The sequence below is a fragment of the Porcibacter vitabionis genome (assembly GCF_046263795.1).
In the GTDB taxonomy this organism is placed as follows: domain Bacteria; phylum Bacillota; class Clostridia; order Lachnospirales; family Lachnospiraceae; genus Lachnocurva.
The window spans coordinates 1-15555 of record NZ_JBJYZD010000016.1 but is presented as its reverse complement, the minus strand read 5'-3'; the positions used below and the strand labels follow the sequence as shown (position 1 = coordinate 15555).

General features: G+C 43.3%; 16 protein-coding genes and 1 pseudogene. 5 read left to right on the top strand and 12 right to left on the bottom strand.

Translation table 11 applies throughout. The features are described from left to right. Positions 1 to 21: 21 nt before the first annotated feature. Complete coding sequence (locus ACKX2L_RS10535; RefSeq protein ID WP_497553260.1) at positions 22 to 300, bottom strand: HNH endonuclease; 279 nt, start codon at positions 298 to 300, stop codon at positions 22 to 24. Positions 301 to 426: 126 nt separating this feature from the next. On the opposite strand from ACKX2L_RS10535, the gene ACKX2L_RS10530 reads away from it, so the two are divergent. Continuing rightward, positions 427 to 1548: an IS110 family RNA-guided transposase gene (locus tag ACKX2L_RS10530; protein WP_497553244.1), complete on the top strand. Its 1122-nt coding sequence runs from the start codon at positions 427 to 429 to the stop codon at positions 1546 to 1548. 650 nt (positions 1549 to 2198) lie between these two features. On the opposite strand, the gene ACKX2L_RS10525 is transcribed toward ACKX2L_RS10530, so the two are convergent. From ACKX2L_RS10525 to ACKX2L_RS10510, 4 genes are all read right to left on the bottom strand, one after another. After that, the gene (locus tag ACKX2L_RS10525) at positions 2199 to 2555 is read right to left on the bottom strand and encodes a type II toxin-antitoxin system RelE/ParE family toxin (RefSeq protein ID WP_497553243.1); all 357 of its coding nucleotides are present in this window, start codon (positions 2553 to 2555) and stop codon (positions 2199 to 2201) included. Continuing rightward, a complete protein-coding gene (locus ACKX2L_RS10520; RefSeq protein ID WP_497553242.1) occupies positions 2542 to 2856 on the bottom strand; it encodes a type II toxin-antitoxin system RelB/DinJ family antitoxin in 315 nt (104 codons plus the stop codon). The genes ACKX2L_RS10525 and ACKX2L_RS10520 overlap by 14 nt, the downstream gene beginning before the upstream one ends. A gap of 79 nt (positions 2857 to 2935) precedes the next feature. Beyond that, the gene (locus ACKX2L_RS10515; RefSeq protein ID WP_497553241.1) at positions 2936 to 3061 is read right to left on the bottom strand and encodes a hypothetical protein; all 126 of its coding nucleotides are present in this window, start codon (positions 3059 to 3061) and stop codon (positions 2936 to 2938) included. A gap of 193 nt (positions 3062 to 3254) precedes the next feature. Further along, positions 3255 to 3371, bottom strand: a complete 117-nt coding sequence (locus ACKX2L_RS10510) for a LysM peptidoglycan-binding domain-containing protein (protein WP_497553240.1) — start codon at positions 3369 to 3371, stop codon at positions 3255 to 3257. Between the two features lie 393 nt (positions 3372 to 3764). Between ACKX2L_RS10510 and ACKX2L_RS10505 the strand changes: the two genes are divergently transcribed. Then, positions 3765 to 5051 carry an IS4 family transposase gene (locus ACKX2L_RS10505; RefSeq protein ID WP_497553239.1) on the top strand — a complete coding sequence of 429 codons (1287 nt, stop codon included), beginning with the start codon at positions 3765 to 3767 and terminating at the stop codon, positions 5049 to 5051. A gap of 388 nt (positions 5052 to 5439) precedes the next feature. On the opposite strand, the gene ACKX2L_RS10500 is transcribed toward ACKX2L_RS10505, so the two are convergent. From ACKX2L_RS10500 to ACKX2L_RS10490, 3 genes and pseudogenes are all read right to left on the bottom strand, one after another. Further along, complete coding sequence (locus ACKX2L_RS10500; RefSeq protein WP_497553238.1) at positions 5440 to 6360, bottom strand: alpha/beta fold hydrolase; 921 nt, start codon at positions 6358 to 6360, stop codon at positions 5440 to 5442. A 106-nt stretch (positions 6361 to 6466) separates the two neighbouring features. After that, positions 6467 to 6922 carry a GAF domain-containing protein gene (locus ACKX2L_RS10495; protein WP_497553237.1) on the bottom strand — a complete coding sequence of 152 codons (456 nt, stop codon included), beginning with the start codon at positions 6920 to 6922 and terminating at the stop codon, positions 6467 to 6469. 14 nt (positions 6923 to 6936) lie between these two features. Continuing rightward, positions 6937 to 7053: pseudogene (locus ACKX2L_RS10490) on the bottom strand (zinc transporter); the annotation flags it as partial. A gap of 456 nt (positions 7054 to 7509) precedes the next feature. On the opposite strand from ACKX2L_RS10490, the gene ACKX2L_RS10485 reads away from it, so the two are divergent. The 3 genes from ACKX2L_RS10485 to ACKX2L_RS10475 all read left to right on the top strand — a co-directional run bounded on the left by ACKX2L_RS10485 (position 7510) and on the right by ACKX2L_RS10475 (position 10338). Continuing rightward, positions 7510 to 8844: a sodium-dependent transporter gene (locus ACKX2L_RS10485; RefSeq protein ID WP_497553236.1), complete on the top strand. Its 1335-nt coding sequence runs from the start codon at positions 7510 to 7512 to the stop codon at positions 8842 to 8844. An 898-nt stretch (positions 8845 to 9742) separates the two neighbouring features. Then, on the top strand, positions 9743 to 9997 hold the full coding sequence (locus ACKX2L_RS10480; RefSeq protein WP_497551883.1) for a type II toxin-antitoxin system HicA family toxin: 255 nt from the start codon (positions 9743 to 9745) through the stop codon (positions 9995 to 9997). Beyond that, positions 9994 to 10338 (top strand): type II toxin-antitoxin system HicB family antitoxin, encoded by a 345-nt coding sequence (locus tag ACKX2L_RS10475; protein ID WP_497551884.1) that lies wholly within the window; start codon positions 9994 to 9996, stop codon positions 10336 to 10338. The genes ACKX2L_RS10480 and ACKX2L_RS10475 overlap by 4 nt, the downstream gene beginning before the upstream one ends. Before the next feature lie 180 nt (positions 10339 to 10518). On the opposite strand, the gene ACKX2L_RS10470 is transcribed toward ACKX2L_RS10475, so the two are convergent. The 4 genes from ACKX2L_RS10470 to ACKX2L_RS10455 all read right to left on the bottom strand — a co-directional run bounded on the left by ACKX2L_RS10470 (position 10519) and on the right by ACKX2L_RS10455 (position 15545). Continuing rightward, positions 10519 to 10875 (bottom strand): DUF1304 domain-containing protein, encoded by a 357-nt coding sequence (locus ACKX2L_RS10470; RefSeq protein WP_497551885.1) that lies wholly within the window; start codon positions 10873 to 10875, stop codon positions 10519 to 10521. Positions 10876 to 11265: 390 nt separating this feature from the next. Further along, a complete protein-coding gene (locus ACKX2L_RS10465; RefSeq protein WP_497553235.1) occupies positions 11266 to 12891 on the bottom strand; it encodes a DUF8451 domain-containing protein in 1626 nt (541 codons plus the stop codon). A gap of 90 nt (positions 12892 to 12981) precedes the next feature. After that, complete coding sequence (locus ACKX2L_RS10460) at positions 12982 to 14190, bottom strand: hypothetical protein (RefSeq protein ID WP_497551887.1); 1209 nt, start codon at positions 14188 to 14190, stop codon at positions 12982 to 12984. 278 nt (positions 14191 to 14468) lie between these two features. Next, on the bottom strand, positions 14469 to 15545 hold the full coding sequence (locus tag ACKX2L_RS10455; RefSeq protein ID WP_497553234.1) for a GTP-binding protein: 1077 nt from the start codon (positions 15543 to 15545) through the stop codon (positions 14469 to 14471). Positions 15546 to 15555: the final 10 nt, after the last annotated feature.

The following is a 15555-nucleotide window of genomic DNA, read 5'->3' as shown; positions in this document are numbered from 1 at the left end:
CCACTACATTCCCTATATCGGCTACTTGTTACTAATTCGTTTTTTTAACAGCTGAATATCAGCATCAGAATTCACAATATGCATCTTCCTATGACAATTCGGGCATAAAGCCACACAGTTATCGATTGAATCTATTCCTCCGTTAGAAAGCCATTCAATATGATGACATTCTAGATATGGATCGCCGTTTTTATCTATAAATGGAGCTGATAATCCACACAATTGGCAGTGACCATCTGCCCTCTTTTTTACATACGCAGCGATTGATGGATCTCGATGGTACACCTTCGCCCGAAGCATAGAAGAACTGGCTTTAGACAATATGTAATGACCTCCGATTTGTAGGTTCGTGGATTTACCTGTATACTACAAGTCGGAAAAGACAAATGGTAACAGGGATTACCGCATACAAATGGAGGTCATCAAATGAAGTATAGCACAGTCTACGTTGGTATGGATGTACACACGGAAACTTTTTCTCTCTGCTGTTACACAAACGAAAAAGAACAAGCCGAGTATCCTCAGAAGGTTGACGGCCATTACAGTAAGGTTATCAACTACATTGAAGCCATGCGTTTCCACTACGGAGACGATGCTCTGTTCATATGCGGTTATGAGGCAGGCTGCCTCGGCTTCACGTTATATCACCAGTTAACGGATCATAACGTGAAGTGCATCATCCTTGCACCGACTACCATGCTACAGCAGAAGGGCAGGAAAAAGGTTAAAACTGATAAACGTGACGCCGCGCTTATTGCCAGATGCCTGGCTCATCATGATTACTCTCCTGTACATATCCCGACAGAGCAGGATGAACAGACCAAGGAATACATCCGCATGAGGGACGACCATAAGCTTGCCCTCAAAAAGGTGAAGCAGCAGATACTTTCTTTCTGCCTGCGGCACAACTACAGGTTTGACGGTACAATCAATCATTGGACACAAGCTCATCTGAAATGGCTCAGATCCTTAAAACCGGAAGGATTGTACGCAGAGATTCTGCAGGAGTATCTCCTTACGTATGACAATCTTACCAATAAGTTGGAACGATTCGACAAACGCATTGAAGAGCTTGCATCAAATGAAACCTATCAGGAAAATGTTCATAAGCTGTCCTGCTTCATCGGTGTAAAGACTGTGACAGCTTTGGCTGTGCTTACAGAGGTCGGCGATTTCAAACGGTTTGCTTCTGCCCAACACTTTGCTTCCTACATTGGACTTACACCCGGAGAGGATTCGAGCGGTGACGATCAGAACCGCCTTGGGATTACCAAAGCAGGGAATCGCCATGTGCGTTCTTTGCTGATAGAAGCAGCACAGGGTTACAGCCACGGACAGATTGGATTTAAATCCAAAGCGCTCAAAGCCAGGCAGGCTGGAAATTCACCGGTGGTCATAGCCTATGCGGATAAAGCCAACGAACGCTTACGGAGGAAGTACTACCGCATGGTTCTTAAAAACAACAAGAAAACCAATGTGGCAAAAACTGCTGTTGCCAGGGAACTTGCCTGCTTCATGTGGGGCATGATCACTGGCAATGTCGGTTGAGGTATCACATCGCGCTGTCAGCGTCAAGGCCAAGCCGCCTGTGGCGGTGCTCCGCAGCCTTGACCCTGCCATCCCGCTGAGATGGTGGGCAATCAAGCCGTTGTAAGCCGGCTTACGCCGTTTCCAACGGCACGTAACTACTAACACCGGAGACATCCTGAAAGAGCTTTAGACTCTTCAAGGTTTGAGCTATCTACGATAAATCTATGTTGGCACTTTCGTGATCCACGCTTTTAGACGGTAGAGCTCACGGCGGACCATTGACCTGTCGGTAGGGAGAGCAATCTCCTGAATCCACGTATATCAGAGTGGCCAATGCCGGGAACTGATACCCTAAAGCTCTTTCATGATGCCTTCGGTTACAAAAGAATAAGTTTGTGGTGATTCTTGTTAAGTTGCCTCTTGACAAAGGTCATTACATATCAGATTTTGGGCACTTTTACCCTTTTTCTAAAATAAATATATCGGCTATTATAAGCTCATGTTAACGGTGCCTGTCACCAAGATTCCTGGTCGTATCGCCGTCCAGCTCGATTGTGATTCCTTTAATGCGATCTGCCATAGCGTCCTCCTCCCTTCATGGCATAAAAAACCAGAGCACCACACAGATGTGATGTTCTGGTCTATTGAAAATATGCTTCTAACTATTCTCAGGTATTCGTTTCGGGATTTTCTTCTTCGTAGTCTCCCTCACTCAAACCTTTTTGCTGATCTCGTCCCTGATAGATGATGTCAAGAACAGAAACCTCTTTTCTATCTTCATATATTTTGAAGTAGATGTAATAGTTCTTGACACTGATCCGGCGAAATCCCATTTCTCCCCAAGGGTTCTCCGGAATTGTTTTCACAGTTGCTGCTCTGTAGGAAAGCTCTTCAATCGCGTTCAGGAATGCTTCTACATGTCCCTCTGCCGCCGATACATTCATAAGATTCCGGGCAATATATAAGGCAATATCACGCATTGATTCTTCTGCTTGTTTTGTAATATTAACCTTATAGAAGTCCATGCAGCTCCCCCATAATCCTCTTGCGAACATCCTCTACAGACGAAACTTCTCCATGATCCGCCTGACGAAGGCCTTCTGCCATTCTTGCGTTGAACTCCTCACGAGACATCTCGCTCAGTGCCTTCGGAGCCCGCACATTCCTTGATGGTTGAAACGGAAGACCGTTGTCCGTAATGATCTGTCTGTAGAACATGTTGATCGCTACAGAGGATGGGATACCCATACCTTTTAAGATATTTTCTGCCTTTTCTTTGACATCAGGTTCTACCCTTGCAATGACATTCGCTGTTCTTGTTGCCATACGATCACCCTCCTTACATTCTTCCTATGAGGATAATAACAAATTGTATATCGTTTCGCAATCACTTTGAATGCATTTGTCAGAACAAATCGAAATCCTGTTGTGTCGCCACCTGCCGGTATTCATCATCACAGAGGTCATTTTCAGACTCGATGATCATGTCCATCACAGTCCCCTCGTCCAGCTCAGATAGTGTCAGTACCATCTGCTTCGCCCTCTTAACGGTGCCTGTCACCAAGAATTGCGATTAGTTATTGACAACTGGTTCCAAATCACCTAAAGTATAACCACAAGGAAAAAGTAGCAATGCTTTTGCAAGGGCCTTATCGAGAGATCGGGCTCTATTTTTCTGCTTAAAATTACCTGTAGGCATCTTGTTAGGTGCCCACAGGTTCTTTTTACTTCAACCGGATCTTCCACCCTGCCTGAATCAGGTTTACATTTTGGATCAGGGATGCGTTCAACTTCTGGATGGCAGATACGCTGGTTCCATACCTTCTGGCGATTGCAACCAAAGACATCTCCATGAGGGAAGTCTATGGTCTACACAAGTAATCGCGACGGAGGTGGCTCAGTTCCTTCCGGACACCTGGCTCACCCGCCACCGGAAGGGCGGCTCCGCCGCACCGGAATATTCAATATTTTCGTAATATTGTAATGTTTCCTTAACAGTGCCTGTCACCAACGTGGTCAACCTAAGCCGGAAGCTCAGTAACCATGCGGGTTTCCGGCCTTTTCTCATGTCTAAAATTCCCGCAAAAATACAATAAAACAGTTGACAGGCATCTCCAAATGTGCGGCCGCTTTCACTACTGATGTTTAAAGAGGTAGTGAAAGCGGCCCATTGATTAAAGAAGTGTGTTCCGTCGCAGGGACGGGACGAATCTTTTATCATTTGGAGGTGCTGTATGAATTCTCTATCGATCTGCCGGGAAATCCTGCAAAAAATTTCCGGGCTAATCCATTCCGAAAGTTTCCTCGAATCTCATCGAGTGAAAAATCGATTCATTCGGAAGGGGCTTCTCACAATGACTCATATCATTGTCTATCTTCTTTATACTTCTAAGCAGTCTATGAGCATCAACCTGAGCAATATCCAGCTCGAACTCCCTGAGCTGAAGTTTCCCAAGGTGACGAAACAAGCTGTCTCAAAGGCTAGGCAGGGCATCCTTCCCTCTCTTTTCAAAGAACTATTCGATATCTCTGTAGACACCTACTACAATTCGATCGATCATCGCAAGAAATGGAGAGGACTCTACCATATCTTTGCTGTCGATGGATCCCGAATCAACTTACCAGTTTCAAAGTCAAACTTTAAGAACTATGGAGAGATGTTCTCCCTTATGAATCCAAACCGCAAATGGTCCATGGCTCTCGGATCGACCATTTATGACGTCTGCAATGACGTTATTGTTCATGGTTTACTTAAGCGTTATCTAGGCTCTGAACGAGCTGCAGCCATGCAGCACTGTTCCGAACTTGAGGCTCTCGGTCTCTTCCAGGATGCCGTGATCATCTTTGACCGAGGTTACTATTCAGAAGATATGTTCCGCTATTTCTCATCTAAAGGCTATCTCTGCGTGATGCGGATCCGGGAACGTCTCAAGATCTCCAAAAAATGTACCGGCGACTGTATCCTTACGCTGCCCGGAAACAAGAAAAAGGGAACTGAGGATATCCCTATCCGCGTGATCTCAGTTCCCCTCGATGGCGGTGAGACGGAATATCTTGCAACTACGATCTTTGATGAAAGCTTGACATCTGATGATTTCAAGGAACTCTATTTTATGCGCTGGCCAATCGAGTCAAAGTACGAAGAGCTGAAAAATCAGTTCCTATTGGAAGAATTTTCAGGCGCTACCAGCACATCCATTGAGCAGGAGTTTTATATTAATCTGCTGCTCTCAAATCTGTCTGCCTTGGTCAAATGTGCAGCAGATCAGAAAATTGAATCTCATAAAAAGGAAAAGAACAGATACCGCTACCAGGCAAACAGGGCCTATATCATAGGACGTATGAAGTGGTTTATTGCCAGATTCCTTGCAAGTACCTGCAGCCTTTCCCTATTGGACAATATATTTGAAGGTGCGTGTGCTAACCGATCGCAGATTCAACCCGGCAGACGCGATCCCCGAAAAAAGAAAGCAGACGCCCGCGACCGGAAGCACTTTAATAATCGCAAATTCGTTTTATAAATACCGCGCACCTTCACAACTGATACTATCAAATAGTTCAAGCTGTCTCAACTCTTGACAGCTTATTCATCATGTCTAAAAAATAGCATTTGCCTAGCTCCGGCTGTCATTTCCTTCAAAAAAATAGGAGCAGCTGAAATTATCAAACTTTCAAGTGCTCTCGGTTGACGCTAGGTATACCACGTTGGTGCCTGTCACCAAGATCCCATATTTTCACTCCAGGCACTCCTTTTTCAATTCTAATATTCTTTCAGATTCTTATATTTTCTATATGGCAGTATCTCATGATTGTTAGTAAAATACCCTCCTCAGGCTATCCAAGAGAATGGCATTTCCATTCTCCTACATGCCCGGGAGGGTATTTTTATTTTTTATTGATGGAGCGGTATCAGTGCGCATCAAAGAATTCAATGATTCCGTCAACTACTTCACCCTTGATTTCCTTGTAATTATGGATTTCATGACGATAGCCGGAATACATCTTTGTTGTTACAACATGGCCTGTCCTATAAAGCCAGTCTGCAACTTCATAAACGCCTTTTCCATAGCTGCCAAAAGGATCCTGATCACCGGCAATGCTGTAGATCGGCAGATCCTTCGGAACCTTTTCAGCCCATTTTGTGCCTTTGACATCATCGATCATTTCCATGAAATAAAGCATGGACTGATTCGTTGTAGGCTTGGTAAAAGCATCAAAGGGATCATTGGCGTGATCGGTCTGCACATAGGGATCATGGCAGATCCACTCGTTTCCGAGTTTGATCTCTCCGCATCGTTCACCCATCCAGCCCATTGCCACAACGGCAGCTTCGGGATCGCTTTCCTTGCCCTTGCCCTCGGCAATATCTTTCTTCAGGATTTCCTCTGCCTTCTCGGTCGGGAAATCACCGCAGGTGCCGCAGATGGTTGCAGCTTCCAGTTCTTCACCGTATCTGGCCATAAATTCACGGACAATGACTGATCCCATGCTATGTCCAAAGATATAATAAGGGATATCCGGGAATTTCTTCTGAACTTCATCCTTCAGAAGATGCTCATCCTTTACCATGGTTTCAAATCCGCCATCGCCCCAGTCACCCCAGGTACCTGGATTTGCGATTGCCGTCTTACCGTGGCCGACATGATCATCTGCTGCGACAATATAGTCTGCCTCAAGAAAACGGACGATCATGTACAGGAAACGGCGGGAATGCTCCCCGAAACCATGTACCAGCTGGATGACCCCCTTCGGCTTTGCTGCCGGCACATAAATCCAGTACTGTACCTGATCTCTCTGGTTAGTAGATAGAAAAGAATCCTCATAAAGCATAAAAATCACCTCCAAGTATAGCTTTAACCCCAGATTTATAAGGTTCTTCTATCCAAATTATAGCTTCTTTCTATGTATATTCAATTCTAAAATTTTTCTTTTATTTTCAGATATTTAAATCCACACATTCTTCAAACACCTTCACCACCTGAAGGAGACCCTCCCTGTCTTCCTCTGTAAACCTCCCTATGGAGGTACTGTCGATATCAAGAACTGCCACAATGCCGGTTTTCCCATGGATTGGAAGAACAATTTCAGAGTTGGAAGCAGAGTCACAGGCAATATGTCCCGGAAATTCATGAACATTCCGGACCAGCATGACGGTATCCTTTGCGTAGGCACTGCCGCATACGCCCTTGTCATGAGGGATTCGAATGCAGGCCATCTTCCCCTGAAAAGGGCCGATCAGAAGACTCCCATTCTTTTCCACATAGAAGCCGGCCCAGCTGACATCCGGCATCTCCTGAAACAGCACGGCAGATGCATTGGAAAATACCGGAACCCAGCCGTTTTCAACTGCACATAAGGCTCTGATCTGTTCTGCGATCATAGAATAATTCATATTGACTCCTCTCCTTATCCCAAAGCCACATCCAGTACCATCATAAGCGTGAATCCAAAAGCATAGGACAGAACTCCGATATGGGAATGCTTTCCTTCCATCATTTCAGGAATCAGCTCCTCGACAACAACGTTCGTCTCTGACAGTTAATCAATCCATTTATTTCGGATTCTCCGATTCCTCTGGAGATTTCCGTAAGATAATATAAAATTATAGCATGATCGGGAATTAGATTGCGGCAGTAATTTATACCAGAGGCATCCCATGCATAAAACCATCTCAGAAGTGCTGAAAACTGCATATGGCCAGAAAATCTACAAACTCTCTCTGTCCTCCGGATGCACCTGTCCCAATCGGGACGGCAGGATCTCAATATAAAAACAAACGTGTGGAACTACATTTTACGAGATACATTATTACCGGATACAGATTGACTGAAAATATAGTAATTGAAAAATATTGACAAATCTCAGTGCTGAGACCAATCTTAAATCAGAAGGAATAAGCAGGAGGGAATGCCATGTTTCACATTCATAAGCGTGTTCTGATTCTAAAATCCAGAGATGAAAAAGTAGTAAAGGAAGATTATGAAAAAAGAAAAAAGTGACCATTTTTCGGGGCGATACGGCTTTATTCTGGCCTGCATCGGCTCTGCTGTCGGCATGGGAAATCTCTGGCGCTTTCCGGTCCTGGTTTCTGCCTGGGGCGGAATGACCTTTCTCATCCCCTATGTCTTATTTGTTATTCTGATCGGCTCGACTGGTGTTGCGGAAGAGATTGCCCTGGGCCGAAGCACCAAATCCGGCCCCATCGGAGCCTTCGGCACTGCCACGGAGCACGCCGGAAAAGGCAGAAAACTCGGTGAAGGGATCGGCATTGTCCCTGTCATCGGCTCTCTGTCACTGGCTATCGGCTACACCTGTGTTGTCGGATGGATTTTTAAATACGTCTTCATGGCCCTTTCCGGCCAGCTAATCGGTATGGGAGGCGATCTGGACAAGATCGGAGGCACCTTCGGAAAGACGGCCTCCTCCTTCGGCAACAATTTCTGGCTGACCATCGCTCTGGTCATTACCTTTCTCATCATGGCCTTCGGTGTTGCCCAGGGCATTGAGAAATCCAACCGATTCATGATGCCGATCCTCTTCTTCCTCCTTGTGATTCTGGCCATCTATGTGGCCTTCCAGCCGGGTGCCAGCGGCGGCTACCGCTACATCTTTACAATGAATCCCAAAGGACTTCTGGATCCCCGTCTCTGGATCTTCGCCTTCGGCCAGGCTTTCTTCTCCCTGTCCGTTGCCGGAAACGGCACGGTCATCTATGGTGCCTATCTGCCGGATGAGGAAGACATCCCCTTTGCAGCAAGAAATGTAGCCCTCTTTGATACTATTGCTGCACTTCTGGCCTCCTTTGTCATCATACCGGCAATGGCAACCTCAGGAGCTAAGCTTTCCTCCGGCGGTCCCGGTCTCATGTTTATCTATCTCGTCAATGTCCTGAATCAGATGCCCGGCGGACGCCTGATCGGAATTATCTTCTTCGTCTGCGTTCTCTTTGCCGGCTTAAGCTCTCTCATCAATATGTTCGAGGCTCCGGTTGCCACCCTTCAGCAGCAGCTGCATATGCACCGCCTTCCGGCGGTTCTTATCATCGGCGGCATCGGTCTTGTCGTGTCTCTACTGATTCAGGGAATTGTATCTCAGTGGATGGATGTGGTATCGATCTATATTTGCCCTCTGGGCGCCCTGATCGCAGGCATCATGTTCTTCTGGGTCTTCGGGAAGAAATATGCTCTGGCCGCTGTCAATCAAAGTGCATCGAAACCGCGGGGCACAAAGTGGTATACTTTTGGTAAATATGTTTACTGCGGAGCTGCTCTGCTTGCCCTGATCGCTGGTGCGATCCTCGGTGGAATCGGCTGATTTCCAAATGAATGTGCTGGTTTTTCAGTGTTAACGGTGCCTGTCACCAAGATTCCTAAGAGCTGAAAAATCAGTTCCTATTGGAAGAATTTTCAGGCGCTACCAGCACATCAATTGAGCAGGAGTTTTATATTAATCTGCTGCTCTCAAATCTGTCTGCCTTGGTCAAATGTGCAGCAGATCAGAAAATTGAATCTCATAAAAAAGAAAAGAACAGATACCGCTACCAGGCAAACAGGGCCTATATCATAGGACGTAGAAAAATGTTTATTGCCAGGTTCCTTGCAAGTACCTGCAGTCTTTCCTTATTGGACAACATATTTGAAGGTGCGTGTGCTAACCGATCGCAGATTCAACCAGGCAGACGCGATCCCCGAAAAAAGAAAGCAGACGCCCGCGACCGGAAGCACTTTAATAATCGCAAATTCGTTTTATAAATACCGCGCACCTTCACAACTGATACTATCAAATAGTTCAAGCTGTCTCAACTCTTGACAGCTTATTCATCATGTCTAAAAAATAGCATTTGCCTAGCTCCGGCTGTCATTTCCATCAAAAAAATTGGAGCAGCAGAAATTAGTATAACCTACAAGTGCTCTCGGTTGACGCTAGATATACCACGTTGGTGCCTGGCACTTTTTTCCCAGAATTAAAGTAAGCGTACCGCCACTGCCCTTCCTCGTATAGATACTAGTCAGCCGCCGCATTTGCAGCCTATCCACCCCTCAGAAAATACAGGAAATCAAAGTCATAATCGCCAGCCCGCCCTGCATCAGAATGATCTTCGAGTAGCCTGGTGCCTGGCAACAGCGTGGTTAATTTTCAGGTTGTTGCAACTATTAATAGTTGCATGTTTAACTTCTTAGGTATAAAATAAGATCAACGGGGAGGTAAAATTATGGGGAGGAAAGAAAAACTTATACAGCGGCTGAAGTCCAAGCCGAAAGATTTTACTTTTGAAGAAGCGGAAGCACTACTAAAATACTTTGATTATGTAAAAACTGACAAAGGTAAAACCAGTGGATCGAGAATTGCTTTTGTAAGCAAAGAGCATGGAAGTATTTTGCTCCATAAACCTCATCCTCAAAAAGAGTTGAAAGCCTACCAGGTAAAACAGCTAGTGGAATTTCTAGAACAGGAGGGCCTGTTATGAATAACACAATGCAGTATAAGGGATTCATCGGCAGCGTTGAATTTTCTGAAGAAGACGGCATCTTCTATGGAAAAGTCATGGGAATCCGCTCACTGGTTTCCTACGAGGGAGAAAACGCCCATGAACTGGTTACAGATTTTCATAACGCTGTAGATAATTATCTGAAAGAATGTAAGGAAAACGGGAAAAAGCCTGAGGTCGCATTTAAGGGCAGTTTTAATATCCGGATTTCACCTGAACTCCATAGAAAGATTTATCTCTATTCTGTTTCACATCAGATGTCTATAAACCATTACATTGAAGAAACTCTGAAGAAATCTCCGGCCGCAAAGGAAAGCTAAAAATACATATTTTGCAATTCTTAGTGCGATCCGTAACTGAGGGCAGGTTCTAACCTGCCCTTAATTATTTTGAGATTTCATAGAATCCCGCTGACAGTCATCCTCTTCAAATATAGATCGTCCTCCGCCTTTCCTAATATAGATTCAAAACAGCTGCAACATTTGCAGCCAATCGAACCTTCAGAAAATACAGGAAATCAAAGTCAGAATCGCCAGTCCGCCCTGCATCAGAATGATCTTCGGATTGCTGGTGAAGCTCCCGTACAAAGCAACCGCCACAATATAGACCATGAGACAGATAACCGCCGTCTTACTAGCAAAAGCAAAGACCGCCAGAAGAATCAGCACCGAAAGCAGCCCATTATAGACACCCTGATTTTTGAAGAGGACATTCACATTCTTCTGCTCCAGCTCTTCCCTGGTCATGCCGAAAACCTTCGAAGTCTTCTCCGAAGCCGTCGCAATCGTCTCCAGATAGAAGATATAGAGAAACTCCAGCGCCACCAGCACAGCCAGAATCTTTGTTATAATATTCATAGTTCTGTCCTTTCTTCAGTCCCTTTGGTTCAAATATAGACCAATTCCATCATTTCCAGTCATCAGCCCTACTGCAATCGAAGCGTAATTCTATCATTCAGCTAGATTCTTCTTGTCACTCCCCTCCAGCAACATGATCCGCGCCAGCCTTGTACTCACCCCCAGAACTCTCCTTTATTCTTATCAGTAATCTTTAATCGGCGTTCAAAATTCTCTTCTATTTGATAAATTCTTCATTAGCCTATTTTGTTGACTAAATACAAATGAAGCAAATGAAAAGTTAGTCATAAAAAAGCCCGATATTTCAAGGTTTTTAAAATTTCTATGGACCAAACTATTGACTTTCTTTGACTAAATCGTTGACTAATATCTTATTTTCTTTGACTAATCTTATTTCCGCAGAAACCATTCCGAATGTGAAGCAACACCTTTAACATCTATTGTGCCTTCCTTTTTCATCTTTTGCAGTAAGTTTGAAAGTTTTTTATACTTCTGCTTATCAGATAATACCTCAGGAAGCGCATGCTTTACAGCTTGAAAAATATCTGACTTTTTTAGAGAGTCATTATTAAGAGCAGCTAAAATAAGCTCCTTGCAGATTTTCTCATCCAGTCCTTTATTACGTACATACCCAGCCTTATCTCCTACAGCCTCGGCTATTCTATAAGAAACAAATAATGTCGGATAACGTCCTTCTACCAAACCCTTACGTTTAAGGACTCGGCAATCCTCCTTCGTTATAGTTTGACCTTTCTGAACCTGATCCAAAAGAAATACTGTTTTTAAATCCAAATCTTCATTATCATGTAATAACCGAGTATAGTTCTTATCTAAAACACGCCCATATATTGTAACGCTTACTCTATCTACAACACTCAGATCGTATGTTGGTAAAGGAAAGCATCTATTCTTTTGAATATTATAAATCATCGGAATGCCCATCGAGTTTGTATCTATCATGTACATATTTACCATGGCATTGCATAAAAAGGCGTTCCTGTAATATGGTGGCTTATAACCTGGTTCTAGTGCCTTCTCAATCGTTTCCGGAATAAATGACCCTTCGTTGATGAATACAAGATGATCTTCAAACTCCTCAACATTAATCTTACCGTGGCGACGATAATCAGAGTGTGCAATACAGTTATTTATGACTTCTTTTACAAGATCTGCATCGTATTGCTGAACCTCCTCTGGGAAAAGAGTCTGCTGCTGAGCAATATACCTATACTTTTCATTCCTGATTTTTGCATATACTTTATCAACAGCTAGCAGAAACGGCATATCAAAATGCTCGTATGCCTTAACAGTTTTATCTGCATTATAAAGGGTCCATGTAATTCGTGGCGTAAATCCATCAAAATAGAATGCAGACTCTTTTTTCCCCAGCAAAAGAAGTGCTGTTCTAGTGATTTTACCTTTGAAACAGATGCCGGCCTTGTTAAGCACGTCTATATCCGATAAGTCGGATAAAATCTTCTGAGACATTTTTCGATCTGACTGTTTCTGTGCGAACATCTTCCTAGCATAAACGACAGCTTCTGGATCTAAATCATCAATTGTAGCGTCTTCTACTATTTCTTTTGACCAGTCCATACCAACCTGACTGCGAATTAGATCTACCTTGTTCATTGAAAGTGGTACCAGTGATTCATTTTCTCTGCCGTACGCTGCTCCATACCAGGTAGTTGGAATTCCAGGCGTAGCTGGAGGAATCTGAAATGCAACAATTCTACATTTTTCAATGATAAGCTCATAGATATCAAAAAATGTCAGTCTATTATTTGTACCGTTTGTAATTTCTTTCTTCAAAGCCTGCAGGTTACCACTTCGACGGTAATCTGTTCCTTTAAATTCTCTCGTATCTGTGATGCCAAAAATGAGCCATGCTTCAGCCTTACCTCTAATATTTGCTTCATTTCCAAGAGCAGAAAAATATTTTCCAATTTCTTTAAAAGAAAAGTTAGTATTAGCTTCTTTGAACTCTACGACTTCACTTTCAGAATTCTTAATCATCTGATAGATTTTTCCCTTCAACTGAGCGTCTGTATATATCAAATAATCCTACCTTTCTTTATTGTTGGTAAACCTTATGCTTTATTCCTATTATTGCGCACCTTCCAGCTTGATATACACATTATCCTTATCAACAAGGACTTCCATAGGGGAGTTATACTGCCTGCTTAAATTTTCTATGCCCTCCTCAAACTGCCTTGCACCGCTGTCATTCTTTTCGCTGAATTTTTCAAGGAGCTGGGTGGTATGCTTATTGTTGTAATTATTCAGCTTTTCGCCGGCATCAGACAGCAATTCATCTACTGGGCCCTTTTCAATCACGGGTATACCATGAATGAACTTTCCTACATTCGAAGCAGCTCCAGAGATACCTTTTAGTGCTTTTGATTCGACCGTTGCAGTTGATGAATGTTCGATATTTCTATAGCATTCATCGTAGAAATCCTCATATTCTTTCTCAATCTTTGCAACATCATCTTTGACAGATGCAAGGTACTCCTGGTCGAACTTCCCATGCAGAAGGATCTCGAGAAAAGTTGCAAAGGAATACATGAAAACGCCAAGTCGATAATAATAAAAATCGCCTTGAACCTTTGCCACCATATCTCTGGTCTGCTGTTCAAAATGCACCAGATCATGCCTGTCCATGGTTTTTTCAATACGAGTATGAAGTTGTTTTATCTGAGCAGAAGCTTCTCTTCGAATATCCTGAACTTCATGATATTTCGCAATCTGCCAAGTGGTATCTGTCAGATTAAATTTGAACTTATTATAGACATCCAGCAGTTCATCATAATTGGCTTTCTGAGTTGCTCTATCCTTTTCCTGCAGATAATCAAGAATGTCATCTGCTGTCTTCTGTATATTATCAATCTTATGATTTATCTCAATCAAAGCTGCAGCCATAAACATACTGACAGGACTAACCGGTGCCACAATGCTCTGCGTTGCAGATACCGGTCCGGCAGGATTCCATCTTGCCTGACCTACTATGTTATTATTTTTCATTATAGTGCCAAGAGAACCGCTCCCGTCCTTAAACTGGGCCAAGGTTCCTTTCACTCCCTGCGGGAAAGTGCACTTATAGAGTCCCTCTACATTCACTTTCGTTGTTGAAGTCACTGTCCTTAACGACGGCACCATCTCGGCAAACATCGAACCCAATCCTGAAATCTCGGTAAGCGGTATCTTCTTGTACCCCTCATAAGCTTTATCCTGATCTACTATTTCCACAGGATAAAACTCCATACTTGTAGCTGCTTTGATAATCTCTTCTTTCTTGTTACCATCTGATTCCATAATCCATTTCTCCTTTTTCATCAGCTTGCCATAATAGCGTATGCCTGTTATCTATTGTCAAAGCCATCCCGAAAACCCTGAATGTAGGTGCCTGGCACTTCCTACCCTGGCCGAAGGAGGTGCCAGGCACCGTTAAGGCTGTTAAGAGACATTTTATATTTTCTTAACAGTGCCTACACTTTTTTCAGAAAATTATAATGGCCTTTTGAACCAGGTATCGTCAATTATTATTTTCTATGCGGTACTTGGCGAAAAGGCCATAGATTCCTGATATCTTATCAACTTATTGACTTGTTTAAGTTATTTATAAGATCTGCAATATCCTTCTTATTCACGTCCTTATTCTTTATACTATCGATAATATTATTTACCTTCTTCAGTGCCTGATTGTTAATATTATCCGAAATGATCTTTTGGGCCCACTCGATATCAGAGAAAGACTTGTTTCCTCTAGCAACTTCCTCAAATATGTATATACATGCTGCCCCTAATGCACTTATAATCGAGCCAGCGACAATAGCATTCAGAATAGATGCGGCTATGTTGACTCCAGGAATTGCTTTTAAACCACTAATAATTGTCTTTGCTGCAATACCTATTGTTCCTGCACTTACCAGAGAAGCAATAAATTCTTTTGCATTCTCTCCCTGATTAATTTCATAAATCTTTGCAATCCCCTGTATTTCTCCTGTTTCCAACCCACTTAGTACCGGAGTATCTGCAAATGGGATGGGAGCCCATGCGATACCAACTCCAGCTGCTGTACATGCCCCAGTAAAGCCCTCTGCCATCCCTCTTTTTCTAGCCATATTAAAGGCTGCTACATCTTTCTGAGCAGATTTAAATCCTTCCGGAAGTAAAGAATTCGATAACTCAATAAGCTCTAACACACCTGACTGAGGTACGATAATCTCATCATCAATCGGATATGGTTTTGCTACAACAGGAATAATGCCTTTTACTCTGCTTCTCAATTTAGGATCAGTTTGCAGAGCCTCGGAAACCATTTTTTTATTAGCATCCTGATCTGCCTTAGAATATGATTTTGTAATAACAATTATGATTGGAAGGCTTTGCCAGAGAGAAGTTGCATGTTTAAAGCTCTCCAATTCATTTTTGAACAACTTCCCAGACGTGCCATCTACGCAAAACCAGAGTTCATTAATCTGAGCGTCCTCATGTCCAGCTTTCGCACTATCAGCTGACCATTTCTTTATAGCAAATATGGCCTTTTGTTCCTGGAGGTAGATTGTAAAATCAAATTGAACAACTGAATAAAGAAAGACCCATAGCAGATCTTCTGGTAGAATTGAATCACCACAAAACAATCGCCGAAAGGAGTCTACTATGGGCAAAACTTATTCT

Coding starts and splice junctions, on each gene's coding strand:
- ACKX2L_RS10535 (WP_497553260.1), bottom strand. CDS start 300: ATGCTTCGGGCGAAGGTGTACCATCGAGATCCATCAATCGCTGCGTAT.
- ACKX2L_RS10470 (WP_497551885.1), bottom strand. CDS start 10,875: ATGAATATTATAACAAAGATTCTGGCTGTGCTGGTGGCGCTGGAGTTT.
- ACKX2L_RS10525 (WP_497553243.1), bottom strand. CDS start 2,555: ATGGACTTCTATAAGGTTAATATTACAAAACAAGCAGAAGAATCAATG.
- ACKX2L_RS10460 (WP_497551887.1), bottom strand. CDS start 14,190: ATGGAATCAGATGGTAACAAGAAAGAAGAGATTATCAAAGCAGCTACA.
- ACKX2L_RS10475 (WP_497551884.1), top strand. CDS start 9,994: ATGAATAACACAATGCAGTATAAGGGATTCATCGGCAGCGTTGAATTT.
- ACKX2L_RS10515 (WP_497553241.1), bottom strand. CDS start 3,061: ATGGTACTGACACTATCTGAGCTGGACGAGGGGACTGTGATGGACATG.
- ACKX2L_RS10465 (WP_497553235.1), bottom strand. CDS start 12,891: ATGATTAAGAATTCTGAAAGTGAAGTCGTAGAGTTCAAAGAAGCTAAT.
- ACKX2L_RS10505 (WP_497553239.1), top strand. CDS start 3,765: ATGAATTCTCTATCGATCTGCCGGGAAATCCTGCAAAAAATTTCCGGG.
- ACKX2L_RS10480 (WP_497551883.1), top strand. CDS start 9,743: ATGGGGAGGAAAGAAAAACTTATACAGCGGCTGAAGTCCAAGCCGAAA.
- ACKX2L_RS10485 (WP_497553236.1), top strand. CDS start 7,510: ATGAAAAAAGAAAAAAGTGACCATTTTTCGGGGCGATACGGCTTTATT.
- ACKX2L_RS10530 (WP_497553244.1), top strand. CDS start 427: ATGAAGTATAGCACAGTCTACGTTGGTATGGATGTACACACGGAAACT.
- ACKX2L_RS10495 (WP_497553237.1), bottom strand. CDS start 6,922: ATGAATTATTCTATGATCGCAGAACAGATCAGAGCCTTATGTGCAGTT.
- ACKX2L_RS10520 (WP_497553242.1), bottom strand. CDS start 2,856: ATGGCAACAAGAACAGCGAATGTCATTGCAAGGGTAGAACCTGATGTC.
- ACKX2L_RS10500 (WP_497553238.1), bottom strand. CDS start 6,360: ATGCTTTATGAGGATTCTTTTCTATCTACTAACCAGAGAGATCAGGTA.